This window comes from Arthrobacter sp. CDRTa11, from assembly GCF_026427775.1.
Taxonomy (GTDB): Bacteria; Actinomycetota; Actinomycetes; order Actinomycetales; family Micrococcaceae; genus Arthrobacter.
Map to the genome: position 1 here is coordinate 3,945,035 of NZ_CP044532.1, position 25,048 is coordinate 3,970,082.

Genomic DNA, 25,048 nt, shown 5'->3' on the forward strand with positions numbered 1-25,048 from the left:
AGGTAGTTTGCCGCGGCGAGGCTCTCGGCCAACGGGCAGAACTTCCATAAGCCGTCCAAAACAAAGCAGCACCTCCGCCGGGCGGAGGTGCTGCTTGTGCTCTGATCGGCTGACGCCGAGGTCCGGCGGATGCCGAACCTGGTGGTTACGCGTTGGCCTTGATGGCGGCGGCCAGGACGTCCAGGCCGTCGTTCAGGAGTTCGTCCGTGATGACCAGCGGGGGCAGCAGGCGGATGACGTTGCCGTAGGTCCCGCAGGTGAGGATGATGACACCCTCCTTGAGGCAGGCTGCGGCCACGGCTTTGGTCAGCTCGGGGTTGGGTTCCGTCGATCCGGCCTGGACCAGCTCAATGGCCAGCATGGCACCGCGGCCGCGGATGTCGCCGATGACGGCAGCGCCGGAACCGGCAAGCTCATCCTGCAGTCCGCGCAGCCGTGCCGTGGCAAGGGCTTCGATGTGGCGCGCCCGGCCGGCCAGGTTGTACTCCTCCATGGAACCGATCGCGGCGAGTGCTGCCGCGCAGGCAACCGGGTTGCCGCCGTAGGTGCCGCCCAGGCCGCCCGGGTGGACGGCGTCGAGCAGGTCGGCGCGGCCGGTGATGGCGGACAGCGGCATGCCGCCGGCGATGCCCTTGGCCATGGTGATGATGTCAGGCACAACACCTTCGTGGTTGACGGCGAACCATTCGCCGGTGCGGCAGAAGCCGGACTGGACCTCGTCGGCGATGAAGACGACACCGTTCTCCTTGGCCCACGCGGCCAACGCCGGCAGGAAGCCCTCGGCCGGAACAATGAAGCCGCCCTCGCCCTGGATCGGCTCGATGATGATCGCAGCAACCTGGTCGCCGCCGATCTGCTTCTCGATCATGGTGATGGCGCGCTTGGCGGCCTCGGCACCCGTGATGGAGGGGTTCTCCTCGCGGTACGGGTAGCTCATCGGCATGCGGTAGACCTCGGGCGCGAACGGGCCGAAGTTGGTTTTGTACGGCATGGCCTTGGCGGTCAGTGCCATGGTCAGGTTGGTGCGGCCGTGGTAGGCGTGGTCAAAGGCGACGACGGCGTCCCTGCCGGTGGCCAGGCGGGCCACCTTAACGGCGTTCTCCACTGCCTCCGCGCCGGAGTTGAACAGTACCGTGCGCTTCTCGTGGTCACCCGGCGTCAGGCGGTTGAGCTGCTCCGCGAGCGCTACGTAGCTTTCGTACGGCGTGACCATAAAACAGGTGTGGGTGAAGTGCTCAACGGCCTCCTTCACGGCCCCCACGACGGCGGGATCGGACGCCCCGACGCTGGTCACCGCGATGCCCGAGCCGAGGTCGATGAAGGAGTTGCCGTCGACGTCGTGGATGATGCCGCCGTCGGCGTCCGAAACATAAACGGGGACTGCGGAGGCGACGCCGGCAGCAACCACTGCCTTGCGGCGTTCGGTCAGGGCCACGGACTTGGGCCCCGGGAAGTCCGCCTGGACGCGGCGCTTCTGCTCAAGGCGGAAGGTGATTTCGCTTGCGGTGGTGGTCATGGAGAAGCCTTTCTTTAAAGCTGGGGGTGAGGCGTAAGGGGAAGGAAGCTGGTCAGGCGCCTGCGTTATGCATCTGTTCTATGCGTCGAGCGCAGACATCACATGCTTGATGCGCGTGTAGTCCTCAACCCCGTACATGGACAGGTCCTTGCCGTAGCCGGACTGCTTGAAGCCGCCGTGGGGCATTTCGGCGGTGAGGAGAATGTGCGTGTTGATCCAGACGGCACCGAAGTCCAGGTCGCGGCTGAGGCGCATGGCCGTGCCGTGGTTGGACGTCCAGACGCTGGAGGCCAGGGCGTAGTCGACGTCATTCGCCAGCTCCACTGCCTCTTCCTCGGTGCTGAACCTCTGCACCGTGATGACCGGGCCGAACGTTTCCTTCTGGACGATGTCATCCGTCTGCTTCGCGCCGGTGACAATGGTGGGCTCAAAGAAGAAGCCCTTCTCCCCCGCACGGTGGCCGCCAATTTCAATCCTGCAGTTGTCCGGCAGGTGCTCGACGACGGAACTCACCTGGTTGAAGTGGTTCACATTGTTCAGCGGGCCGAAGTAGTTGTCCTCGTCATTCTGCGAACCGGTGTGGAGGGTTTTGGTGTGTTCCACCATGGCCGCCACAACGTCGTCGTGGACTGAATCCTCCACCAGCACGCGCGTGATGGCCGTGCAGTCCTGCCCGGCGTTGAAGAAGGCGAACTCGGCGATGGCCGCTGCGCTCTTCTTGATATCCGCGTCCTTGAACACAATGGCGGGCGCCTTGCCGCCGAGTTCCAGGTGCGCGCGCTTGAGGCCCTTGGCAGCACCGGAAGCGACGGCGATGCCGGCGCGGACAGAACCGGTGATGGATACCAGGCCGGGAACCTTGTGCTCCACCATCATGGCGCCGGTTTCGCCTGTGCCCAGCACAACGTTCAGCACGCCGGCCGGGAGGATTTCCCCTGCCAGGCGAGCCAGCACCAGGGTGGATTCGGGGGTGGTGTCCGACGGCTTGAGGACAACAGTGTTGCCCGCGGCCAGGGCGGGGCCGATCTTCCAGATAGCCATCAGGAAGGGGTAGTTCCACGGGGCCACCTGGGCTACCACACCGATGGGTTCGCGGCGGACGTAGGAGGTGTGGCCCTCGAAGTATTCCCCGGCGGACTTGCCTTCCAGAATGCGGGCGGCGCCGGCGAAGAAGCGGAGCTGGTCGGCGCCGGCTGCCACTTCCTCGGACGCGATGAGTGAGCGCACCTGGCCGGTGTTGCGGTGCTGCGCCTCCACCAGTTCGTCGCTGTTGGCCTCAACGGCGTCGGCGAGCTTGAGCAGCATCAGCTGGCGCTGGCCCGGAGTGACGTGCTTCCAGGTCAGGAAGGCATCCTTGGCGGCGGACATGGCGGCATCAACATCGGCCTGCCCGGAGATGGGCGACTGCGCCACTACCTCACCGTTGGTGGGATTGACGATGTCCAGCAGGCCGCTGCCGGCCGGGGTGACGAACTCACCGTTAATGAAGTTCTGCAAGGTTTGAACCACGGTGTGCAACCTCTTTCTTAGGGACCATCGGCCGCGAAGCCAATGGATGCGACTGCCTCGAGCCTATGCCAGCGCCTATTGCCATGGAATAGCCACCTGCACACCTTTGGTCCGATAGTTTAGTGCGGTTGCCCAGCGCCGGACTATCCTTGGGAGATGGCCATTTCCCTTGCTGCCCTCCTGGGTGTGAACTCCCTGAACCTGACCAAAGCCGGCGTCGCCGAAACCACCTGGCACCAGGACATCAACTGGGTGGCAGTCACCGAACTGGAAGACCCCCAGCGCTTCATCAATGGCGGCGAACTGGTGCTCACCACGGGGCTGCGGCTGCGGTCAGCGCCGGAGCAGCGGCGGTTTGTCCGCCAGGTCCAGCGTGCCGGGGCTGTGGGCATCGGATTCGGCATTGGCCTCTCGCACGACGTCGTCCCGCCGGCCATGGTTGCCGAGGCCAACCGGTGGGGGCTGCCCATGGTGGAGGTTCCCTATGAGACACCGTTCATAGCCATCGGCAAGCTGGTGGCCGATGCCCAGTCCGCGGACCACTATGCCAAGCTGGAGCGCCTGATTGCCGGGCACCAGGTCCTGGCCCGCGCGCTCCTCACCGGCGGCGGCCTCACCGAACTGCTGAAGCACCTGGGCGGAATGCTGCGGACCGATATTGCCCTCACCCAGTTCACGGCACAGCTGTACAACAGCAGCAAGAGCCACCCCTCCGCCGATACATGGGGGTCCTTCCCCATCCCCACCGGGCGGCGGGACGCCTGCACGCTCTGGGTCAGGCAGCCCTTCGAGGACTCGGGCATCATCGGCTACGCGCAGAACCTCATCAGCGTTGAGCTGAACAACATGGTCAAGCAGCGCCAGGCGCAGCGGGCCTTATGCGGGCAGGTGCTGGAGGACGTTATCCACGGTGCCCTGGAAACCAGCGAGGCCCAGCGCCGGCTGGCTGGCATCGGCGTCAACAGCACGCGTAAGAACGTGGTGCTGCTGGCTGTCTCCGCCGCCCACCACAAGGCCTTGGTGAGCACCTCAGTGCCGCAGCAGCTGGAGAATGTGGTGACGGCCGTCGTCGGGAAGGACCTGGTGCTTGTTATCAACGACGACGGCAGCGGAGCGCCTGCCCTCGCCCGGAAGCTCAGCGACCACCTGGCCGAGGCCGGAATCCACGCAACCACGGGCATCGGCGGGGCATACACCAAGCCGAACGGCCTGCGCTGGAGCTACTTCGAGGCCAGGGACGCGGCGAGCCATGGGCTGCCCGTCAACGAACCGGAACGGCTGAGCCTCACGTCGCTCCTGCTGGCGAGCGAGGACGTTCCGCTGGCCGACATGGCCAACGAATCCCTGAACCCGCTCCGGACGTTCGATTCCGCCCACGGTGCGGAGCTGATGACCACGCTGGAAAGCTACCTGAACAACAACGGCTCGGTTGCCGCCGTCGCCGAAGCCCTGACCCTGCACCGCAACACCGTCCGCTACCGCCTTGCCCAGATCACCGAGCTCACCGGCTACGACCCTTCCGTCACCGCCGACCGCGTGCAGTTGTGGCTTGCCCTGGCGGTCGCCAAACTGGGCGCACGCCAAGGGAAATAGCCCCCAGTTCGTGGGCCGCGCTTAGTGCACCCCGGCCTTGAGCCGCTTCTGCGACTTCTTCCGGGCCTTCCGGTACTTTGATTCGGCGTCGGCGGCGAGCTCCACCTGCCGCGTGCGGAGCTCGACGAAGAGCGAAGCGACGGGTTCGGGAAGATCCGGGACTCCGCCCAGCTTGCCCAGCAGGTCCCGGGCCAGGATGCTGTCGCGGAACTCGCCCAGGATCTTCTGCTGCCGGTGCGCGGCCTTGGCTACCTTGGCCGCCCGCTTCCCGCTGACCGGGCCCAACGACTCTGCCACGTGCCGAAGCCGTTTGGCGTCCTTGCGCACCTGATGCAGGGCGCTTTCATGCTGCGCTCCCCGCCGGGCACCCTTGGCCGCCTTCTGCGAGCGCCGGAGCCGTTTGACCGCCTTGGCCACCAGCTTGCCGCCCACCTTGCGCCCTGAAACCGCTCCCTCCGGCCGCAGGGGTGGACTGTCGCGGAAGGCTTCAAGGTCATCGAGCAGCCGGAAATAGCGCTCCGAGGCCAGCACGTCCATCACTTTCCGGTATCCGTCGTCGAACGTCCCGCCGAGCTCCTGCTCCACCCGGTCCTTGACCGCCGTTGCAGCCGGGCCCTCCGGCAGTTCCGCAAGATGACCCCGCAGCCGCTCCAGCATCACTTCGGCGTCCCGCGGCACGCCCAGAGTCCGGCCGAGCCACTTGAGCTCTTCCTGCAGCCGCCGCACGGCCACCGCGCTGTAGTGCCGGCGGTACGCAGCCAGCGCGGAGCGTGCCCTGCGCGTTGCCGCCCGCAGGTTGTGTACCGCCTCCGGCTCCTCCAGCCTGACACCGGAATCGTGGGCCAGGATTTCGCGGATCTGCGCGCCCAGGTAGGCAGTTACGACGGCGGACGCCGGGCTCTTCTTATCCGGCTCTGAAGCCTGTGGTTCCCGGCCGCGCGTTTCACGGATTGTGTCCTGAAGTGCCCGGGCCAGCTTGGACCCGTGGCCTGCCGGCCGCGCTCCCGCCGCGGCCAGGACTTCCTCGGCGGCGGCGAAGATGTCCGAGCTGCCATGCACAAGCTCCAGTTCCCATTCGCGCCAGTGCTGGCTCCGGTCCCCTGCCTGCCCGTCCCCCTTGGGCTCTTCTCCGTCGGGATCCTCTGCTTCGGGCTCTTCTCGTGCCGGCTCCACTCCTGCGGGTTTGGGCCTGAGCAGGGGCTGGGCATGCACCTTGTCGTCGGCCAGGTCGGCCAGGTGCACGCCGTCCGCGTCGTAAAGGGCGTGCGTGGTCCGCTGCGTTTCCAGCCTGGCCACCGGCACCAGCTCAGCGCCACGAAGGTAAGCCTGAAGGTGGGCGAGGAGCGCGTCAGGAACGACGCCGGGCTGGCCCAGCGGGGCGTGCAGCTCCCGGCGCTGCTGGGGTTCCGAACCGGCATCAGACCCGGGCCCGGCCGCCGAACCCCCAGAATCCGAACCGGCGGCGCCCCTGTCCCCGCCGGGAGACTCCGGTGGAAGCTTAAGGTGCCAGCCGGCGTCGGCCCCTCCTGTCCGCCGCCGCAGGGTGATGCGCCGGGACGCCAGGACGTAGCTTTCCGTGTCGAAATAAACAGCTTCCAGGGCGGCCACGTGCGGGTCGCCCACGCGGGCCACGCCGGGGAGACCAGCCAGCGGCGGCACCACGGCCTCCTCGCCCACCTCGTACTTCTTCTCGATTTCCACACCCTGCAGGGCCATCAAGGACATCCTTCCGGTCAGCGTACGTCGGGCCGGAGAAGCCCGGTTGGCCCAACATGGTCTGACCCCGAGTCTATGCCGCTGGGTGAGCGATGGGAGAGGTTGGACACAAAACCCTAGACATCAAACGTCTAACGTCTAACCTTGAAGGATGGCCCCCATCTCTCCAGCTCCCCCCGCAGTGGATACCGCCCTGCCCAAGCCGCGTACCGCCGTCGTGCTGTCCGTCATAGCGCTGGTGCTGATCGGCCTTAACCTGCGGGCCGGAATCACGGGAGCATCGGCGCTGCTGCACGATCTGCAGCTGGTCCTGGGCTATGGGCCGCTGGTGGCGGCGATCATTCCGTCCATCCCTACCCTCTGTTTTGCGGTGGCCGGCGCGGCGACGTCGTGGCTCACGGGGCGGCTCGGCGTCGAAAAGTCAATCCTGCTGTCGCTGGGGATGCTGGCGGCGGGGCTGCTGCTGCGGGGCATCCCGGCCACGGGCATGCTGGTGATTGGCACGGTCCTGGGAATGTCGGGGCTGGCCGTCTGCAACGTGGCCATGCCGTCATTCATCCGCGAGCACTTCGCCGGACGCACGTCCCTGATGACCGGGCTGTATACGGTCACCATGACCACCGGCGCAACAGCCACAGCCGTGGTGGTGGTCCCGCTGGCGCAGGCCCTCGGTTCGCCTTCGGCGGCAGTGGGCGCCATCGGAATTATGGCCATCGCCGCCTTCCTGGGTTTCCTGCCCGTTGCCCTGCACGCGCACCGCAACAGTGTCCGCACCCGCACCGGCAGGATCTCGCCCTGGCCATTACTGAGGACGCGCAAAGGCCTGCTGCTGACCGCCATCTTTACCGTCCAGGCCCTGCTGGCGTACGCCCTGCTGAGCTGGTTCCCGTACATGCTGACCACCATGGGGCTCAGTGCCTCGGACAGCGGCCTGATGTACGGGCTGATGCAGCTGGTTTCCGTGCCGGCCGGCATGCTGCTGATCGCCATTGGGTCCCGCCGCCGGATGCTGCGGCCCGCTTTTTACCTCGTCTCCGTAACCATGGCACTGGGGGTTGCCGCGCTGCTGTTCCTCCCGGTGGGCCTGGCCGTGATCCCCGCCGTCCTGCTGGGGTTCGGCCTGGGCATCTTCCCCCTGGTGATGGTCATGATCAGCCGCAGCGGCACCAACACGGCTGAAACCACGGCGCTTTCCACGCTGGCTCAGTCCACCGGCTACCTGCTGGCCACGGTGGGGCCCTTTGGCGCAGGGCTGCTCCACAGTGCCACCGGCAGCTGGACGCTGCCGCTTTCCCTTCTGCTGGTCCTCGCCCTGGTCCAGATCGTGGTGGCCCACCTGCTCACGGGCAGCCCTTCCGCCGGCAACACCTCAAAGAAGAAGTAGGCCCAGAATGACCCTCAGCACCTCGCACCGGCAGCCCCTCGCGGAAGAGGTCACCGCCAAGCTGCGGACCATGATCCAAACAGGCGAGTGGCCATTGCAGCAGCGGATCCCGCCGGAGCCCGAGCTGATGGCACGGCTTGGCGTCTCCCGCGGGACGCTCCGGGAGGCCGTCAAGGCCCTGGCCCACAGCGGAATGCTGGAGGTGCGCCGGGGCGACGGCACATATGTCCGTGCCACCAGTGAGATGTCCGGCGCCGCCCGCCGGATGTACCAGGACCACACCGGTGAGCACATCCTGGAAGTCAGGGCGGGGCTGGATACCCAGGCGGCGAAGCTCGCCGCGAAGAACGCCACGCCCGACGACGTCACCGCCTTGCGCGCGCTGCTCACCGAACGCGACCAGGGCTGGCATGCGGCCGACTATGCCGCCTGGGCCCGGGCCGACTGGGCCTTCCACGAGCGGGTGGCCCAGGCATCGGGGAATCCCCTGCTCCACGAGCTGTATGTCAGTTTCGGCGGCGTCTTCCACCAGGACCTGCTCAAGCAGCCGGCCAAGGAGGGGTTCGACGGGATTCCGCACCAGGGCCACGGTGAACTGGTGGACGCCATCGAGGCACACGATCCCGACGCCGCCGTGGCCAGTGTCAACCGGAACCTGAACTCGTGCGCGGAATGGATCCGGGCCGAGCTCCTGCCCCTCTGACCGGGCTTTAGCGACTGTCTCTTGCCAATGCCTTTTGCCACTGTCTTGTCGGGTCAGTAAGGCAAGCGGCTCAGCTGAGTAAGGCAGGCTGCGCCGCTTACGTACGGTCGGTGACGCCGTGCTGGCCGGATCCGCGGGCGCAGTGTGCACGGCAGTACACGCCTTGCTCGGTTTCACGGCAGAAATCCTCCGGCGATGAGGGTCAGCAGTGCTCTCGCCAGTAAGTAGGCTTACTATCTGACATAGGCAGTTATTCCCCGGGGGCCGAATATGGTGCCCGCTGATGACGAGGAGCCCCCATGGCCCGAGCAACAAACCTGTCCGAGCATGAACGCGCCCCTGAACCTGAACCCGCCCGAAACCCCAACACGGCAGCAGAAAAACGGCGGGCCCAACGAAAGCCGCCCCGAGCCCTGTGGTCCGACGGCTTGGGGCGGGTGGCTATCCGGTCCGCCCAGATCCTGCTGATCCTGGGCGTGGCGATAGCTTCCGTCTACGCCCTGATGCAGATCAAGCTGCTGGTCATCCCCGTCCTGATCGCACTGATCCTCGCCGCAGCCATCGGCCCGTTTGTGAACATGCTCCGCCGCCGGGGCCTGCCGGGCGGAGCAGCTACCGGCCTGGCTTTTGTGGCGCTGCTCCTCCTGCTGGCGGGCGTCTCCACGGTGATCTATTTCTCCGTCCGGAGCCAGTGGGGCGAGCTGGTGCAGCAGGCTTCCACCGGGCTGGACGAGCTGGAGCAATTCCTGCTGAACGGCCCCATTCCCCTGGATCAGGAGCAGCTGAACCAGGCGCGCGAGGGAATCATCCAGTTCGCCACCAGCAGCCAGGTCCGTTCCGGCGCCATCACAGGGCTTTCGGTGGTGACGGAGTTCCTCGCCGGAACTGCACTGATGATTGTGTTCCTGTTCTTTTTCCTCAAGGACGGGGCCAAGATCTGGAGCTTTTTCCTGCGGCCTTTCAGCGGGCAGCGGGAAGCGAAACTGCGCAGGGTGGGCAGCCGGACTTTGGAAGTCCTGGGTGGGTATGTCCGCGGAACCGCTGTGGTGGCCCTGGTGGACGCCGTGGCCATCGGCGCGGCGCTGTTTATTCTCCAGGTTCCCCTGGCGTTCGCGCTGGCCATCATCGTGTTTATGACAGCCTTCATCCCGCTGGTGGGCGCCACTGTGGCCGGCATCCTGGCGGCCTTGGTGGCCCTGGTGGCCAACGGCCCGGTGGTGGCCCTGATTGTGGTGGCAGTGGTGATTGCCGTGAACCAACTGGAGGGCGACCTCCTGCAGCCGATCGTGATGGGCAAATCGCTGCAGCTTCACGCCCTGGTGATCCTGATGGCACTGACAGCGGGCACCATCCTGGCCGGCATCGTAGGCGCCGTGCTCTCCGTTCCGCTGGCGGCCGTGGTCTGGGCGATCATCCAGGTCTGGACCGCCGAGGACCCCAAGTTTGAGCCGATGAATCCGGATCTGCCGCCGGCCAACAGCCAACCAACATAGTCCGGCAAGGTACTCCGGCAACCGAGTCCGGCAAACCCAGCCAACGCATCCCCCCAGTAACCGGGGACAGACGACGGCGGCCCGGCACTCTGGCGACTTAATAATCCCAGGTGCCGGACCGCCGTCGGGCGTTACTGCCTGTTCCTGCCACGCCCTCAGGTCCTGCCACCGCCCCCAGAGTTTTTGTCCAGATGCGGCGACTTTGAGGACGTTTTTGTCTCCCTATCTGGACAAAAATTCCAACGGGGAGGCTAGGAGCGCAGGCCCGCGAAGACGTTCTTGGGCCGCTGCATCTCGCCGTGCTTGGCACCGAGGAAGACCACCAGGCCGGCGAACACCGGAATAGCCCACTGCAGCATCTTCAGCTGCTCCTGGGCGGTTTTCAGTTCCTCGGAAGCTTCCGGCGTAGGCTCGGTTGCGCCCAGTGCCCCTTGGTCCGCGAGCTTCTCCACTTTCTTGCCCAGGATGCCCGCGTAGAGCGTTACGGCCGCGCCGGCTACCGTCACTGCCGTCTTGATAACGGTGTCCCGGGCAACGCCGTCCTGCTTGGCGATGCGGTCCTTGTTCTCCCAGGCGATGGCCAGGTCAGCCACAAGGTGCGAGGCGAAGGCTGCCGTCTGGATCGGCGCCCATTTCATCCAGCCCGCACTGGAGAGGCGGGTCCGCTCCGAAGGATCCTTGGCTTCCGCCGCTGCACCGTTCAGTCCGATGGCACCCATCAATGATCCGCCGAACCAGGCCGCAGCCGTGAGATCGTGGACTGTCCGTGCAATGAGATTTCCTGCCATGATGCGCTTCCTAACGTTGAGCTGGTTACGAGATGCCGCTTCTGCGGGTCTTCACTTGCCGTGTCCCATCAAGGTCATGGTGTAGCCTATGGTAAGCACACTTACTAATCTTACGAAAGCCCGTTTTAATGCAGCCGCACACGCGTAATATCGCAGCCATGGAGAACAAAGGGACCCTGTTTGGGTGGGCATTTGGCGACGCCGCCCGTGAGGGTGAGAGCGGATATGTTGAGAAGCTTCAGCATGATGCATTCGAGAACGCGCGCCGCACGGCCGAGGCGAGGGGTTTCACTGTCCTGGCCGGTTCCGAGGCCTTCACGGTCCTGAATGCCCACGAAACGCTGGTGGAGCTGGATACAGCCCCGGACAGCCTGGTGGTCCGCTGCACCGTCACAGTGGAAGGCCCGGGAGCCGAGAAGCTGCATGCCGAAGGCCCCATGAACGGGTAGCTGGACGGAAAGCCATGTCAGACGGGGACTCCACCATGAGCGAGGCGGCCGACGCTGTCGAGGAGGCATCAAACGCCAAGGCGCTGGATGTCGTGGCTCGTTCCGGCTTCGCCGTTGTGGCCCTGCTGCATGTGATCGTTGGCGCCATCGCCGTCGCTGTTGCCTTCGGTCAGCCCGGCCAGGCCGAAGCGACGGGCGCCATTGAACAATTGGCTGCCAACCCCTGGGGCCCCGCCGTGATGTGGTCCTGCCTCATCGCCTGTACGGGGCTGGCGCTCTGGCAACTGAGCGAGGCAACGCTCCGCGCCCGGCACCTGCCACGCAAGGAACGCCTGGCCAAACTGGTCTCGTCAGGGTTCCTGGCGTTGGCCTACGGCAGCGTGGGCCTGAGCTTTGCGGGCTTCGCCGTGGGGCTGCGTGCCGATTCCAGCCGAACCACCCGTGACTTCAGCGCTGCACTTCTGGGAGCCCCCTTCGGGCTGTGGGTCCTGATAGCCCTGGGGCTGACCATCATGGGAGTGGGGATCTACTTTGTGGCGAAGGGTTTGCGCCGTGGTTTCAAGGACGAGCTCTTCCATTTTGACGGCTCCCACCGCGGCAAGCTCATCGATGCTCTGGGGCTCACGGGCCACGTGGCCAAGGGAATCGCCCTCAACCTGACCGGGCTGCTCTTTGTTATCGCGGCCGGAAAGCAGAATGCGGACGAATCCACGGGGCTCGACGGCAGCCTGAAGGCACTCCGGGAACACCCGTTCGGCCCTTCCCTTCTGGTGGCGATTGGCGCAGGCTTCATTTGCTACGGCATTTTTGCGCTGGTCCGGGCACGCTTCGGCAGGATGTAGGAGGTGGTTCCGATGAAAGCGATGGGTTCCAACACCCGCGGGCCTGATCCGGCAGTGCCCGCCACGGAACTGGCGGGGTGGACGTTCGCTGCCCTGTTCCGGGCCATCAAGGTGGTGCGGCCTGACAGGCCCATCCATCCCCAGGGAGTCAGCTTTGACGGTGAGCTGACCAGGAAGGGCGACGGGCCTCAGGTGAGCGGCCTCGACTGGCTCGATTCGCCCGGTGTTGAACCGGTCAAGGCGCGTTTCTCACGGTCGGTGGGATTGCCGCCGTCGTTCCCTGACATTTTGGGCCTTGCCCTGCGGATCAATCCATCCGGTGCGGCCGCAGACGTACTGTTCGCGTCCACTGGCTGGCGGTTTCCCGCCCGGTTTGCCCTCATACCCCGGCGGAGTGTTTCCGATGCCGCGCTTACCACCCTTATGCCATACCAGGGGCAGTACGGTCCTGTGCTTCTGGGCCTGCGGACGCTGCAACGGCCGGCGGACGGGTCAACCGGGGACTGGGTCCTGGAACTCTGCTTCGCCAAGCCGGCCGGGCAGTGGGTGCGCGCCGGCGAGCTTCGGCTGCGGGAAACTCCAGGCGCCCCTGATACTCCGCTCCGCTTCAACCCCTTGGAACATCCTCTGCCAGACGCGGGGACGTACCCATGGACCCGGCGCCTGCGGGAGCGCTCGTACCGGGCGGCCCAGCAACCTGCCCCTCATTCTCCCCGTAATTCATCCCATACCCGTGGGCCCTTCGCCCTGACCGAAAGGAAGCCCATGGCAACAGTGAGCAAGGTTTTCAACTCCCCGGCGGAGGAAGTGTGGAAAGTCATCGCGGACGGCTGGCTCTACTCCGGCTGGGTGGTGGGTGCGTCGCGGATCCGGGCCGTCGACGCGCAATGGCCGGACAAGGGATCCAGGCTCCACCATTCCGTGGGGGCCTGGCCGTTGGTGATTAATGACAGCACCAGTGTGGCCGACGTCGAACCCGGCCGCTCGCTGGAACTGGTGGCCCGGGTGTGGCCGGCGGGCGAGGCCAAAGTGCTCATCACCATCGAGGACCAGGGAATGCAGTGCCGCGTCACCATGGCCGAAGACGCGGTGCGGGGCCCCGGGAAGTTTGTGCCGAAGCCCCTGCGGGATGCCCTCATCCTCGCCCGCAACCGCGAAACACTCAACCGGCTCGAACTCATGGCCGCCGGCGGAGCCGGGAGTTAGCCGGGCTGGGTTAAAACGTTCGCGGCTTAGAGCGGGGCGTAAAAAGAAAGCGCGAACTGGCAGCAGATGACCTCAACCGTGCGGTTTGCGGTCATGTGCTGCCAGTTCGCGCTCTTCAGGTTAGACCTGGGCGGCTACACCGTCACGGGAGATGTCCACCATGTCCTCGCGCGGCACCACCTTGATGCGCTCACGCTTGACCTCGACGCCGTGCGATCCGCCGGCTTCGGTGGCTGCGGCGCCCAGGGCGAGCTCGTGGGCGTCCAGGGCCAGCCAGCCTTCCCAGCTGGTGAACTTCACGCCACGGGAGTCAAGGAGATCGACGATGGCGTCAGCCTCGGGAACAGCGGCGACCGGCAGGTTTTCGCGGTCCTCCAGCAGGTAGGTCACGGTCTCCAGGGCGTCGCCCTTGGTGTGGCCGATGAGGCCCACCGGGCCGCGCTTGATCCAGCCGGTGGCGTAGATGCCCGGCACGTGGGTGCCGGCGGCATCCAGGACGCGTCCGCCGTCGTTCGGCACTACGCCCTTCTTGTGGTCGAACTCGATCTCCGGCAGCGCGGAACCGAAGTAGCCGATGGCGCGGTACACGGCCTGGACCGGGTAGTCCACGAACTCGCCGGTGCCGCGGGCGTTGCCGGTGCCATCCAGCTCGGTGCGCTCGAACTTCATGCCGGCCACCTTGCCCGGCGTCTCGGCGTCGTCATAGATTTCCACCGGGCTGTGCAGGAAGTGCAGGTGCAGGCGGCGGGATGCGGTGAGCTCGGAGAGGTCCTCGGGCTGCTCGGCGATCCAGTTGGTGAGCGTGCCCACCATGGTCTTGACCTGGTTGTTGCTCTGGATCAGGCGGTCCGATTCCTCGTCGAACTCGAAGTCCTCGGCGTAGAGGATGATGTCCACGTCCTTGGAGTGGGACAGCTCGCGCAGCTCCAGCGGGGTGAACTTCACCTGGGCGGGGCCGCGGCGGCCGAAGACGTGCACGTCGGTGACCGGGGATGCCTTCAGGCCGGCGTAGACGTTGTCCGGGATTTCGGAGACCAGCAGGTCATCGGCGTGCTTGGAGAGGACGCGGGCCACGTCCAGCGCCACGTTGCCGTTGCCGATCACGGCGATTTCCTTGGCGTCCAGCGGCCATTCGCGGGGAACGTCCGGGTGTCCGTCGTACCAGGAGACAAAGTCAGCGCCACCGTAGGAGCCGTCCAGCTCGATGCCCGGGATGTTCAGGTCCGCGTCCTTGATGGCGCCGGTGGCGAAGATGACGGCGTCGTAGTGCGTGCGCAGGTCCTCGATGGAGAGGTCGGTGCCGTAGTCCACATTGCCGAAGAATCGGATGTCGCCGCGGTCCAGGACCTTGTGCAGGGCGTTGACGATGCCCTTGATGCGCGGGTGGTCCGGGGCCACGCCGTAGCGGATCAGGCCGTAGGGTGCCGGGTAGCGGTCGAAGAGGTCGATGCTCACGGTCAGCTCGCCGCTCTTGACGGCCTCGCTCTTGGTGAGGATGTCAGCGGCGTAGACGCCTGCCGGGCCGGAGCCCACGACGGCGACGCGCAGCGGACGATCGGCAGAGCCTACGGTGGTGCTTGATGACACGGCTGTGTTCCTTTTGTTCGATCCGGCCCAACTGGGTAGCGCTATCTGTCGTTTTGAGGGCTCATAACGACAGTTAGCGCTACTTAGTTGGGTTGGTGGGCTAGGTGGTGAGGACTCGGGGCTTGTTCGGGGTGGTGGTGCCATAGTCGGCGGTTTTGAAGTGCGACGGCGCGAACGGGCTCACGCGCACCACGTCACCGATGACAATCACCGCCGGATTTGCGACGCCGGTGGCTTCCGCCTGGTCGGCGATGGAACCCAGCGTGCCGATCGTCACGCGCTGATTCGGCAGATAGCCGTTCTCAACGATGCCAACTGGAGTGTCCTGAGGCAAACCGGCACTGTGGAGGGCGGCTGCAGATTCGCGCAGCTGGCCCACGCCCATCAGCAGGACGATGGTGTGATCCGCCCTGGCCGGGACCTCGGAAAGTTCCTCGTGCCCGGTGACCACGCTGAAGCCCTTGGCCAGGCCGCGGTGCGTCACGGGAATGCCGGCGGCGGCGGGTACGGAGATCGCGGACGTGACGCCGGAAACCACTTCAACCTCGACGCCGTGCTGCCGGCAGAATTCGGCTTCCTCGCCGCCGCGGCCCAGGACGTAGGGGTCGCCGCCCTTGAGCCGGACCACGCGGTTGCCTTTGAGTGCTTCGTCCACGAGGATCCGGTTGATCTCGGACTGCGGCACGGGGTGGTGGCCGGGGGTCTTGCCCACCTCAATGACACGGACGTCGGGGGAAAGTTCATTCAGGAGTTCGCGGGGGCCGAGACGGTCTGCCACCACGACGTCGGCCTGGCCCAGGAGCCGGCGGCCGCGGACGGTAATCAGGCCGGTGTCGCCCGGTCCGCCACCCACGAGGGCCACGCTTCCGGCGGAAGCCGTGTCCTTCGAAGTACGGCGCCGGCGCAGCGGGAGGTCGCCGGTTTCCAGTGCGGTGGCGACGGCGTCGCGCAAGGCCATGGCCCGGCGCGGGTCTCCCCCGGCGTTGATGGCAATCTTCACGTCGTCCACCACGGCGACGGCGGGAGTCCAGGCGGCCGAGGCTTCATGGTCGGAGGCGTTGACGCACCAGATGCGCTGCGCCTCGGCATCCTTGGAAACCTGGGTGTCCACGGCCGCATCGCCGGTGGCGGTCTGGACGAACCAGACGCCGTCGACGTCTTCCGTACGGTAGGTGCGTGGCTCCCAGGTGAGCAGGCCGGCGTCGGCGAGTTCACGGAGCGCAGCGGAGGCAACGGGAGCCACGACGGTGACCCGGGCACCGGCGTCGAGCAGGCCCTTGGCGCGGCGCGCAGCCACGGGTCCGCCGCCCACCACCAGCACGGGGCGGCCGAGCAGCCGCAGTGCTGTGGGGTAAATATCCTGAATTGCCATAGATCGACGATAGGGCCGCGTCACATTCCCCAACAACGACGGCGGAAACACCAGTTCACGTAAGGTAACCCGGCGTAACTTAGGGTTCGCAGCACGGGGCAGAGTGGCGGGCCGCCGTCGTGGGGCACTTTGGGGCGGATCAGGCCCTGCAACTGCTCGGGACGCGGCGTGTCCGTGTCAATGTGCCCCGTTTCGGCGGTTGTTCGGTCGCGGCAGCCACGGACAACAGCAGGGCCCGACGGCGGGTCAGGCCTTGGGCGGAAGTCCGTGGGTCAGCGCGTGGGACAGGAGGGCCGAGGCCGTCCATCTCATGGAAGCAGCCGCCTCTTCCCTGCCGAGGCCGCCAATGTCCGTCAACCACACCAGCGCCTCGATGCCGATGGCGCTTCGGATGGTCAGGACAAGCCGATGGATGTCCTTCTCGTCCATCTTTCCCTGAAGCGGGGAGAGTGCCTCGGCGATCCAGCCGATCGCCCGGCCCTGCCTGAGGGGCAAGTGCTGCTGACCGTCGGCGGGCTCGAGCGAAAGCCGAAGCATGGTCCGCTGCTGGGCTTCGGTTTCGATGATCATCGCAGTGAACTCCGCTACCACTGCATCCAGCCGCTCGGCCACGTCCTCAGGAGGTGACGCAGGCAGCAGCGAGGTCCGGGCGGTTTCCGGGTGGGCCGCGGCCAGCAACTCTCTCTGGCCGGGGAAATACCGGTAGGCGGTGCTCCGGGCGACGCCCGCGAGGAGTGCGGCTTCGTCCACCGTAGGCGTGGCACCGGAAGCAACGAGCTGGCGCGCGGCAGCAACCAGGGCATCCAGCGTCCGGCGCTTCTGGCCCGTCCGTCCCACGTCCGCATAAGCCCTTGACATGGGCTTCATGGTACACCAGTCTTGTGATGGGACATCAGTCCCATAAAGTTATCAATGCATCGAGGCGGGCACCATGGAGACGAAGAACTCAGCCACAGCAATCATCCGGCAGCCCGGCGAAGGCCCCCGGCGCTGGTTCTTCGGGGGCGGCGTGCATACGTGGAAGGCGACAGCAGAGGAGACTGCGGGGGCATTCCTCCTGTTCGAAGACGAGATGGGACTGAACAAGGTCACACCTCTGCACACCCACCCGGACTCGGACGAAACCATGTACATCCTGGCCGGGGAGATCCTGATGCACATGGACGGGACTGAACACCGGGTGGCTGCGGGTGGTGTGACCATCGCACCGAGAGGTGTTCCGCACGCCTTCAAAGTCCTTCAGGAGGGGACCCGCGTGCTGTGCCTGCACACCCCGGGCAGTGCCCAGGAGTTCTACTTCGGCGCGAGCGAACCTATGGCTCCTCGGGAAGTGGCAGGGGTGGTGGACTTCAACCGCATCCGCGAATCAGGGCGGGTAAATGGCGGCATCGAGATCATCGGTCCCCCGCCGTTCCCGGAAAGCCACTGAGGCGCCGGGCACTTCCGCCCCAGGGATGCGCCGCCGTCGTGGGGCACTTTGGGGTGGATCAGGCCCTGGAGCTGCTCAAAACCCGGCGTGTCCGTGTCAATGTGCCCCACGACGGCGGCCTCCACCTTCTGAGGGGTGAGCCAGGAACCGGCCCCGCTCGGCGATGAGGCGTTGCAGGTAGCGGCGCAGAAACAGCCGCTCGGCCAGGCGGCCAAGGATTCCGAATGGCGCCGCGAACTCCACGCGGTCCGTCATGATGCTGCCTTCGCCGGCGGACTCGAACTCATGGACGTGCCGGAAAGACTTGAACGGGCCCCTCACCTGCTCATCCACAAAGCTGCCGGGAAAGTCGACGGCGGTGACGCGGCTTGTCATGGTCAGCGGGATTCCGAAGTGCCGGGCGCGCCAGGTGACTTCCTGGCCCTCGCCGATCAGACCGGTCCGCACGCCTCCAACCGCCCGCTCCCCCGAGCCCTTCTGGGAGTCCATATGGGCGTCAATGCTGCGTGCGAGGTCGAACAGCTGTTTTCGGGGCAGGACGGACTCGGTGCGGCACACAAAGCTGACGGTCATGGCGCCAGTCTGCCAGACCCGAATCACCGGCTCGATGCCGCAAAGGCGTAACTTTTAGGCACCGGTGACCCCACGGCCGCCGGCAATCCGGCACTTCATATCCGTAACCGCGGCAAGACTTACGCAAACCCGGCGCCGGCAGTGAGGCGACCATCCGCCACCAGCGTCTGCCAGACTGGCTGCATGGCATCCGGATCTCCAGAGCCCGCCCCCAACACCGCCGACGCATTCCTCGCCCGGCTCCAGGAACTGCGGTCCGACGCCGAGCAGGCGAAGTAAGTCCGCTACTTCAAGCTGGGCCCCGGGGAATACGCCGAGGGTGACTTCTTTCTAGGAGTCCGAATGGGCGAGGTCTTCGAGCTGGCCAAAGAGTTTGTCACCATGGAACTGCCGCAGATCGAGGACCTCCTGGACAAAGACATCCACGAGGCCCGGGCTGGAGCGGTCAAGATCATGGCGCTGCAGGCTTCCGGCAGGAAGGCCCCGGAAGAACTGCGCCGGGATCTCTATGAGCTGTACCTGCGCCGGCATGACAGGATCAACAATTGGGACCTGGTGGACCTTGGCGCCGGCAGCGTTGTGGGCGGGTGGCTCGTCGACAAACCCCGTGACGTCCTCTACGGCCTGGCCCGCTCGCCCAACTTGTGGGAACGCCGTACCGCCATCGTGGCGACATCCTGGTTCCTGCGGACCGGCGACACGGAGGACACCTTCGCCATCGCAGAGTTGCTCCTCGACGACACGGAGGACCTGATCCACAAGGCCACCGGAGGTTGGCTGCGCGAGGCCGGCCGCAGCGACATGCCCCGGCTGCTGGAATTCCTTGACGCACACGCCGCCACGATGCCGCGGACAGCCTTGCGCTACGCGATAGAACACCTGGACAAGCCGGAGCGGGACCACTACATGAGGCTTAAAACTGCCTGACGCCGCCGGCTGTCATAGCGCCAGTGCGCACCAGCGCCTGGTGATTGCTGCCGTCGTGGGGCACTTTGGCGTGGATCAGGGCTTGCAGTCGCTCAAAACGCGGCGTGTCCGTGTCAATGTGCCCCGTTTCGGCTGCGGGGTGCCTGGGACACAGCAGAGCCCGACGGCGGGACTCGCCGTCGGGCTCGTGATGTTCAGTTTTGGGAAGCCTGCGCTAGCGGGTGCTGCCCGAGAGCAGGCCGCGGCTGCGCAGGAGGCGCTTCTCGATCGGTGCGAAGACCAGCAGTTCGATCAGGATGCCAACGGCGAGGATCAGCAGGATCGCGGACATCACCACGGTCATGTCGGACAGCAGGCGGCCCTGGTCCAGCAGCGAGCCGAGGCCGAAGCCGATGGTTCCGCCCACCGCGATGATTTCAGCGGCCATGAGGGAGCGCCAGGAGAACGCCCAGCCCTGCTTGAGCCCGCCCAGGTAGCCCGGCAGCGCCGCGGGAAGGATGATCTGCAGCGCCATTTGGAGCCGTGATGCGCCCAGGACGGTGCCCACACGGCGGTACTGCGGCGGGATCTGGTCCACGCCGGAAATCAGGCCGTTGATGATGGACGGGATGGCACCCATCAGCACCACGAAGTACACGGTGGCATCCGTCAGGCCGAACCAGATGATGGCGGCCGGCACCCACGCCACGGACGGCAGCACCTGCAAGCCGGAAATCAGCGGCCCGAACGCGCGCCGCAGCGGAGCCACCTGGGACAACAGCAGCCCCACCGGTGTGGCGACGGCAACACTGATCAGGAAGCCCACCAGGCCGCGCTGAAGCGAGGTCCAGACAGCTTCCTGCAGCTTCCCCTCGCCCCACAGCACGCCAACCTGCCCCAGCACATCCAGCGGCCCGGGAACGAGGTCCCGCCGCTTGACGCCGAGCGACACGTAGAACTGCCAGACGAGGATCAGCACCACCAGGGCGGCGATCGGCAGGAGCACACGGCTCCAGTCAATCCGGGCCTTGCGGGCGGCGTCGGACTGGAGGGAATCAAGGCCAGATTCGAGCTCGCGAAGATCCTCATGCCCGGTGGAGGATCGGGTCAGCGCGGCGGTGATGTGCCTGGTTTCTGCCGGTTCAGCAGGTGCGGGTGCGGGTTCCGTGGAACTGGCCTCGGCGAGTGGAGTGGGGTTACTTGGCATGGCGGCGAATCTCCTCCCGCAGCCGGGCTGTGATGACCCCGGTCAGCTGTCCGGCAAGCCCGGCGTCGGTTCGGTGTTCCTCGGTGACGGCCCATTCCTGGACCACGCGGCCCGGACGGGAGGACAGCAGCAGCACGCGCTGGCCCAGCCGGACGGCCTCGCGGACGTTGTGGGTGACAAAAACGATGGTGCGCCCGGTTTCCTTCCAGATGCGCTCCAGCTCGTCGTGGAGGAGGTCGCGGGTAATGGCGTCCAGGGCCGCGAACGGCTCGTCCATGAGCAGCAGCTGCCGGTCCTGCGCGAGGGAACGGGCCAGTGCCACGCGCTGGCGCATGCCGCCGGACAGCTCGTGCGGCCGCTTGTCGCCCGCGCCGCCGAGGTGGACCAAGTCCAGGAGTTCGTCGGCCTTGACGCGCCGGTCGGCCTTGCCCACGCCGCGCAGCTTCAGTGCGAGCTCGATGTTCTCCCGGGCCGTCAGCCAAGGGAAGAGGGCGGCGTCCTGGAACATAAAGGCCGCGCCGTCGCTGGGTACTTCAAGAGCGCCCGACGTCGGGACCTCCAGTCCCGCCATGATGTTCAGCAGGGTGGACTTGCCGCAGCCGGAGGCTCCGAGGAGGGCCACGAACTCGCCCTTCCCAATGTTGGCGTTGACGTCGTCCAGCACCGGGGCGCCGTCGCCGAAGCGCTTGCCCAGGTTTTCCAGTACGACTGGCATGGTCCCGTCCTTACGTTGATGGTTGATGCTGCAAAGCTGCGGTTTAGTCGTCCCCGAGGCCGGCGGCCGAGATGGACTCACCCGTCACTTCGTTCAAGGCTTTGAGGTCAAAGAGGCCGTTGATGTCGGCCTGTTTGGTGGTGCCGGCCTCCACCCCGTCCTTGAGGAGCTTGGGGTAGGTTCCGGCCAGCGGATCCACGGTGAACACGATGTTGGCCAGGGACCTTTCGATGACGTCGGCCGGGAGTGCGGCGCCGGCCGACTCCTGCAGCGCGGCGTTGATGACAGCGGTCTTCTCCGCGGCAGGGGCCTCATTGAGCCATGCCACCGATTCTGCGTGGCCTTTCAGCAGCGCCTTCACGGTGTCCGGGTGCTCGGCCGCGAACGTCCTGTTCACGATCAGGATGGTGGTGGGAAACTCGCCGGGCTTGCCGGAGGCCGAACCGTCCCAGAGGTCCTTTTCGTCCACCAGCACCTTGGCTCCGGCCTGGAGCACCAGCCGGGACGCCCACGGCTCAGGCAGCCACGCGCCGTCGAGCTTTCCGTCCTGGAACAGCTTGAGCGTCTGGGCGTTCTCGGTGGGGTTGATCAGGACATCGCCGCTGCCGTCCACGTTGGTTTTGTAGCCCTGCGAGCCCAGCCAGGCGCGCAGCGCCACGTCCTGGGTGCCGCCGAGCTGCGGGGAGGCGAGGGTCTTGCCCTTGAGGTCCGCAGCCGAGTTGATCTCAGGCCGGACCACCAGCTGGGCACCACCGGCGGCTGCACCGGCGATGATGCTGACCGATTCACCCTTGCTCTTGACAAAGGAGTTGATGGCCGGATTGGGGCCGATGTACGCAGCGTCGATGGCGCCTGCGTTCAGGGCCTCAATGGCGGCGGGTCCGGCGTTGAAGGTCTCCGTGCTGAGGGCGGTGCTGCCCAGGTTCTTGGCCAGGAAGCCCTGCTTGAGGCCCACCAGCGCTGGCGCGTGGGTCAGGTTTCCGAAGTAGCCCAGCTTGAGCTCGGCTGCCGGGGTGGGCGGCGGGGTGGCAGCGGCGGCGTCGGTATTGCGGGAGACGGTGGAAGCCACCACGGCACCTGCGGCGATCAGAAGGACCAGTCCGATGGCGAGGGCGGCCTCGATGGCACGCTTGCGCTTGGGCACCGCGCTTTCGCCTGCCACGATGCGAATCATCCCGGGCTTGGAACTAGTCATTGGTTCACCATAGGGAGTCACGTAAACCCGGTTCAATGAAGCGGAAACGGGGGGTCACGCGCGTTCATCTAGCGTCATATTCGCCGGACTTGGCCCGCCATATCCCGCGCAGCGTCAATTGCCCTTGACGTTGACCAACTGGCGGAGCTTGTGCCGGACCGTGACCAGGTCAGCCGCGTCCCTCATGACGACGTCGATGGGTTTGTAGGCCGCCGGGATTTCGTCGATGAAGGCCTCCGTGGCGCGGAATTCGATACCGCGCATGGCCTTCTTCAACTCCTCGAGGGAGAACGTTTTGCGGGCGGCATTTCTAGAATATTCGCGCCCGGCGCCGTGGGGTGAGGAGTTCAGCGACACGGGATTGCCCAGGCCCTCCACCACGTACGACGCCGTCCCCATGGATCCGGGAATCAGGCCGGGATCGCCGTGCTCGGCTTTGATGGCGCCCTTGCGGGACACCCAGACGGACCTCCCGTAGTGCGTTTCCTGCTGGGTGAAGTTGTGGTGGCAGTTGATCCGCTCCTGCTCCTTGACCGGTCCGCCCACCCAGGTGCTGAACCGGGTGATGACGCGGTCCATCATTTCTTCGCGGTTCAGCAGGGCGAAATGCTGGGCCCACCGCAGCTCCTCGATGTAGCGGCTGAACTGTGGCGTGCCCTCCTCAAGGTAGGCAAGGTCCGGATCTGGAAGCGTAATCTGCCTTTTCCGGGTCAGGTTCTGCGCGACGCCGATGTGGTGCTGCGCGATCTTGTTGCCCACGCCCCGCGAGCCGGAGTGCAGGAACAGCCAGACGGCGTCGGTCTCGTCGGCGCACACCTCGATGAAGTGGTTTCCGGATCCCAGCGAGCCAAGCTGCAGCTCCCAGTTGGCCACATACTGGGCAGGGCTGAATCCGGCCTTGGCGGCCAGCTTGGACAGTTCGGCAACGCGGGGCTCTGCGGTGGCCTGGACCTTGCGGTTGTTGTGTCCGGCCGAGAGCGGGATGGCGCGTTCGATGTTCTCCCGCAGCCGCTTCCTGTCCTTCGGCAGGTCCGTCAGCGAGTACTGGGTCCGGACGGCGATCATTCCGCAGCCGATGTCCACCCCCACCGCCGCGGGGATGATGGCGCGTTCGGTAGGGATCACGGACCCCACGGTGGCGCCTTTGCCCAGGTGCGCGTCCGGCATCAGCGCCAGGTGCGGGTAGATGAACGGCAGCCGCGACGTCGCCAGGGCCTGCTCACGGGTTTTGGCATCCAGGATGGAGGCCCAGTTGATGAGTTTGCTGTTGATCTGTTCCACGGCGTGCCCTCCCACTCACGATGATGGTGGGGCGGCCGCCGCGAGGCAAGGGCCGCCGTCGAACCTGGCCACACGCCACAGACGGCTCTGCCCCGCATAACCGGTGTGGGACCGGTATTTATCAAGCTGTTTGTGACAGCCGGGTGGTTTGTTTGTTGTTGATGCCCGCTGTGAGTGGGACTCCTGGCGCGGCGGGCCTGTGTCGGTATCGGTGTGGGTTGCGGGCGTAGCAGGTATCGAGTGTGTCTTGGCGTTGCTGGCGTGCTTGCCGGACGAGTCCATGGTGGACGGTGTCCGGGGTGTAGTAGTTCAGGCCGCTGTGGCGGTGGTGGGTGTTGTAGCCGGTGAAGAACGCCGCCATGTGGTCCCGTGCGTGCTGCAGATCTTGGAACCGGCGGGGGAAGTCCAGGTCGTATTTCACGGTTTTGAACAAGGCCTCTGAATAGGGGTTGTCGTCAGAGACCCGTGGCCGGGAGTAGGACAAAGTGATGCCCAAGGCGCGGGCCAGGTCCAACGTCGTGGCTGCCCGCATCGGCGCCCCGTTGTCGGCATGGATCACGGCGGGCCGGTGATTGTTGTCGGCGACGGCGTCCCTGATAAGTGCTGAGGCAAGGGCGGCCGTTTCGGTGTATTCGACGCGGTGACCGACGACCTTGCGGGAGAACACGTCCATGATTGTGTAGAGCTTGTAGGTGTGTTTGCCGGGGCCGTGGAGCGTGGTGATGTCCCAGCTCCAGAGCTGGTTCGGAGCCGTCGCAGCGTGGACTGGTTTGGCTCTTTTGGGCCCGGTGCCGGTGCGTTGTTCGCGGCGGTCTCCGTTCTGCCCATGCCGGGCCACGATCCGGTGCGCTGCGGCGATCGAGAACGGGCAGTAACCCGCGTCCAGCATCCGGTAATAGGCCTGTGTGACCGAAAGGTTCCCGTATTCCTCGGAATTAAGCAGTCCCATGAACTCGTCGGACTCGGCCGTGGTGATCCGGTTCGGGTAGTCACGGTCGACATGCGGAACGGTGATCCCGGCCAGGCCGGGAGGATTCTGATGCCGGTACCAGGCGGTGCGGTGCACGCCAACCAGGGCGCAGGCTTTGACCGCTGACCAGCCGGCCGTGACCAGGTTCCGGGCGAAGGTCAGGGCGATGTCTTTCCAGGCTTTGGCATCAACCACTCCGGACGCCCCGGCTCCGGCTCCTCCAGTTGCGGTTCGGTCGCCGCCGCGCTCTTGGCCATGGCGTCCAAGAGCGCGGAAGCTTTTCCCAAGATGTCCACCGCGGCCTCGGACCTGGCCAGCTTGGCCTTGAGAATCTCGTTCTCCTTCAGAACGCGTTTGAGTTGCTTCTTATCGCCTGCATTCAATCGCGGATCCTTCCATCTTGAATCGGCCGGCAGATCACCGGATTCCCGGTCGATTGCCCACTCTCGGATGGTCTCGGCCTTGACTCCGACCGCCCTCGCAAGGGCGGTCTTGGAGCCTAGCTCAAGGCACTTTTCGTTCTCATCCAGAATCGCGTTTTTCTCGTCAACAGTGAAGCGACGATTCGACTGACGGACCGGAATAACAAAATCCATAAGGGACCTTCCCCGTCC

23 protein-coding genes are annotated in these 25,048 nt (G+C 65.9%); 9 read left to right on the plus strand and 14 right to left on the minus strand.

Going from position 1 to position 25,048, the window contains the following annotated elements; genetic code table 11:
- Positions 1 to 145: 145 nt before the first annotated feature.
- Together gabT and F8G81_RS17900 are read right to left on the minus strand one after the other, a co-directional pair.
- Complete coding sequence (gene gabT, locus F8G81_RS17895) at positions 146 to 1,516, minus strand: 4-aminobutyrate--2-oxoglutarate transaminase (RefSeq protein ID WP_267275994.1); 1,371 nt, start codon at positions 1,514 to 1,516, stop codon at positions 146 to 148.
- Positions 1,517 to 1,594: 78 nt separating this feature from the next.
- On the minus strand, positions 1,595 to 3,025 hold the full coding sequence (locus F8G81_RS17900; RefSeq protein ID WP_267275995.1) for a gamma-aminobutyraldehyde dehydrogenase: 1,431 nt from the start codon (positions 3,023 to 3,025) through the stop codon (positions 1,595 to 1,597).
- A gap of 156 nt (positions 3,026 to 3,181) precedes the next feature.
- Between F8G81_RS17900 and F8G81_RS17905 the strand changes: the two genes are divergently transcribed.
- Complete coding sequence (locus F8G81_RS17905) at positions 3,182 to 4,618, plus strand: PucR family transcriptional regulator (protein ID WP_267275996.1); 1,437 nt, start codon at positions 3,182 to 3,184, stop codon at positions 4,616 to 4,618.
- 21 nt (positions 4,619 to 4,639) lie between these two features.
- Here the strand turns inward: F8G81_RS17905 and F8G81_RS17910 are convergent, their stop codons facing one another.
- On the minus strand, positions 4,640 to 6,334 hold the full coding sequence (locus tag F8G81_RS17910; protein ID WP_267275997.1) for a CYTH and CHAD domain-containing protein: 1,695 nt from the start codon (positions 6,332 to 6,334) through the stop codon (positions 4,640 to 4,642).
- Between the two features lie 151 nt (positions 6,335 to 6,485).
- Here F8G81_RS17910 and F8G81_RS17915 point away from each other — a divergent pair, with 151 nt between their 5' ends.
- From F8G81_RS17915 to F8G81_RS17925, 3 genes are all read left to right on the plus strand, one after another.
- Positions 6,486 to 7,718, plus strand: coding sequence for a CynX/NimT family MFS transporter (locus F8G81_RS17915; protein ID WP_267275998.1), 1,233 nt, complete (start codon positions 6,486 to 6,488; stop codon positions 7,716 to 7,718).
- A 7-nt stretch (positions 7,719 to 7,725) separates the two neighbouring features.
- Complete coding sequence (locus F8G81_RS17920; protein WP_267275999.1) at positions 7,726 to 8,421, plus strand: FadR/GntR family transcriptional regulator; 696 nt, start codon at positions 7,726 to 7,728, stop codon at positions 8,419 to 8,421.
- Between the two features lie 299 nt (positions 8,422 to 8,720).
- Positions 8,721 to 9,914: an AI-2E family transporter gene (locus F8G81_RS17925; RefSeq protein ID WP_267276000.1), complete on the plus strand. Its 1,194-nt coding sequence runs from the start codon at positions 8,721 to 8,723 to the stop codon at positions 9,912 to 9,914.
- Positions 9,915 to 10,165: 251 nt separating this feature from the next.
- On the opposite strand, the gene F8G81_RS17930 is transcribed toward F8G81_RS17925, so the two are convergent.
- On the minus strand, positions 10,166 to 10,702 hold the full coding sequence (locus F8G81_RS17930; RefSeq protein ID WP_267276001.1) for a hypothetical protein: 537 nt from the start codon (positions 10,700 to 10,702) through the stop codon (positions 10,166 to 10,168).
- A 158-nt stretch (positions 10,703 to 10,860) separates the two neighbouring features.
- Between F8G81_RS17930 and F8G81_RS17935 the strand changes: the two genes are divergently transcribed.
- The 3 genes from F8G81_RS17935 to F8G81_RS17945 are packed head-to-tail and all read left to right on the plus strand — an operon-like array spanning position 10,861 to position 13,199.
- The gene (locus F8G81_RS17935; RefSeq protein ID WP_267276002.1) at positions 10,861 to 11,151 is read left to right on the plus strand and encodes a hypothetical protein; all 291 of its coding nucleotides are present in this window, start codon (positions 10,861 to 10,863) and stop codon (positions 11,149 to 11,151) included.
- 14 nt (positions 11,152 to 11,165) lie between these two features.
- Positions 11,166 to 11,993 carry a DUF1206 domain-containing protein gene (locus tag F8G81_RS17940; protein WP_267276003.1) on the plus strand — a complete coding sequence of 276 codons (828 nt, stop codon included), beginning with the start codon at positions 11,166 to 11,168 and terminating at the stop codon, positions 11,991 to 11,993.
- 12 nt (positions 11,994 to 12,005) lie between these two features.
- Positions 12,006 to 13,199 carry an SRPBCC family protein gene (locus F8G81_RS17945; protein WP_267276004.1) on the plus strand — a complete coding sequence of 398 codons (1,194 nt, stop codon included), beginning with the start codon at positions 12,006 to 12,008 and terminating at the stop codon, positions 13,197 to 13,199.
- Positions 13,200 to 13,319: 120 nt separating this feature from the next.
- Here the strand turns inward: F8G81_RS17945 and F8G81_RS17950 are convergent, their stop codons facing one another.
- The 3 genes from F8G81_RS17950 to F8G81_RS17960 all read right to left on the minus strand — a co-directional run bounded on the left by F8G81_RS17950 (position 13,320) and on the right by F8G81_RS17960 (position 17,016).
- Positions 13,320 to 14,786, minus strand: a complete 1,467-nt coding sequence (locus tag F8G81_RS17950) for an FAD-dependent oxidoreductase (protein ID WP_267276005.1) — start codon at positions 14,784 to 14,786, stop codon at positions 13,320 to 13,322.
- 100 nt (positions 14,787 to 14,886) lie between these two features.
- Positions 14,887 to 16,158, minus strand: a complete 1,272-nt coding sequence (cobA, locus tag F8G81_RS17955) for a uroporphyrinogen-III C-methyltransferase (protein ID WP_267276006.1) — start codon at positions 16,156 to 16,158, stop codon at positions 14,887 to 14,889.
- Positions 16,159 to 16,404: 246 nt separating this feature from the next.
- Positions 16,405 to 17,016 (minus strand): TetR/AcrR family transcriptional regulator, encoded by a 612-nt coding sequence (locus tag F8G81_RS17960; protein ID WP_267276007.1) that lies wholly within the window; start codon positions 17,014 to 17,016, stop codon positions 16,405 to 16,407.
- Between the two features lie 73 nt (positions 17,017 to 17,089).
- Here F8G81_RS17960 and F8G81_RS17965 point away from each other — a divergent pair, with 73 nt between their 5' ends.
- Positions 17,090 to 17,587 (plus strand): cupin domain-containing protein, encoded by a 498-nt coding sequence (locus F8G81_RS17965; RefSeq protein ID WP_267276008.1) that lies wholly within the window; start codon positions 17,090 to 17,092, stop codon positions 17,585 to 17,587.
- 96 nt (positions 17,588 to 17,683) lie between these two features.
- On the opposite strand, the gene F8G81_RS17970 is transcribed toward F8G81_RS17965, so the two are convergent.
- Positions 17,684 to 18,160: an SRPBCC family protein gene (locus tag F8G81_RS17970; RefSeq protein ID WP_267276009.1), complete on the minus strand. Its 477-nt coding sequence runs from the start codon at positions 18,158 to 18,160 to the stop codon at positions 17,684 to 17,686.
- Between the two features lie 342 nt (positions 18,161 to 18,502).
- Between F8G81_RS17970 and F8G81_RS17975 the strand changes: the two genes are divergently transcribed.
- Positions 18,503 to 19,087, plus strand: a complete 585-nt coding sequence (locus F8G81_RS17975; protein WP_267276010.1) for a DNA alkylation repair protein — start codon at positions 18,503 to 18,505, stop codon at positions 19,085 to 19,087.
- A gap of 214 nt (positions 19,088 to 19,301) precedes the next feature.
- Here the strand turns inward: F8G81_RS17975 and F8G81_RS17980 are convergent, their stop codons facing one another.
- From F8G81_RS17980 to F8G81_RS18005, 6 genes are all read right to left on the minus strand, one after another.
- The gene (locus tag F8G81_RS17980) at positions 19,302 to 20,273 is read right to left on the minus strand and encodes an ABC transporter permease (protein WP_267276011.1); all 972 of its coding nucleotides are present in this window, start codon (positions 20,271 to 20,273) and stop codon (positions 19,302 to 19,304) included.
- On the minus strand, positions 20,263 to 20,988 hold the full coding sequence (locus F8G81_RS17985; protein WP_267276012.1) for an ABC transporter ATP-binding protein: 726 nt from the start codon (positions 20,986 to 20,988) through the stop codon (positions 20,263 to 20,265). The genes F8G81_RS17980 and F8G81_RS17985 overlap by 11 nt, the downstream gene beginning before the upstream one ends.
- 43 nt (positions 20,989 to 21,031) lie before the next feature.
- The gene (locus F8G81_RS17990; RefSeq protein ID WP_267279276.1) at positions 21,032 to 22,162 is read right to left on the minus strand and encodes an ABC transporter substrate-binding protein; all 1,131 of its coding nucleotides are present in this window, start codon (positions 22,160 to 22,162) and stop codon (positions 21,032 to 21,034) included.
- Between the two features lie 135 nt (positions 22,163 to 22,297).
- The gene (locus tag F8G81_RS17995) at positions 22,298 to 23,464 is read right to left on the minus strand and encodes an RtcB family protein (RefSeq protein WP_267276013.1); all 1,167 of its coding nucleotides are present in this window, start codon (positions 23,462 to 23,464) and stop codon (positions 22,298 to 22,300) included.
- A gap of 121 nt (positions 23,465 to 23,585) precedes the next feature.
- Positions 23,586 to 24,629 carry an IS3 family transposase gene (locus F8G81_RS18000; RefSeq protein ID WP_267276014.1) on the minus strand — a complete coding sequence of 348 codons (1,044 nt, stop codon included), beginning with the start codon at positions 24,627 to 24,629 and terminating at the stop codon, positions 23,586 to 23,588.
- Positions 24,593 to 25,030: a hypothetical protein gene (locus F8G81_RS18005; RefSeq protein WP_267276015.1), complete on the minus strand. Its 438-nt coding sequence runs from the start codon at positions 25,028 to 25,030 to the stop codon at positions 24,593 to 24,595. The genes F8G81_RS18000 and F8G81_RS18005 overlap by 37 nt, the downstream gene beginning before the upstream one ends.
- Positions 25,031 to 25,048: the final 18 nt, after the last annotated feature.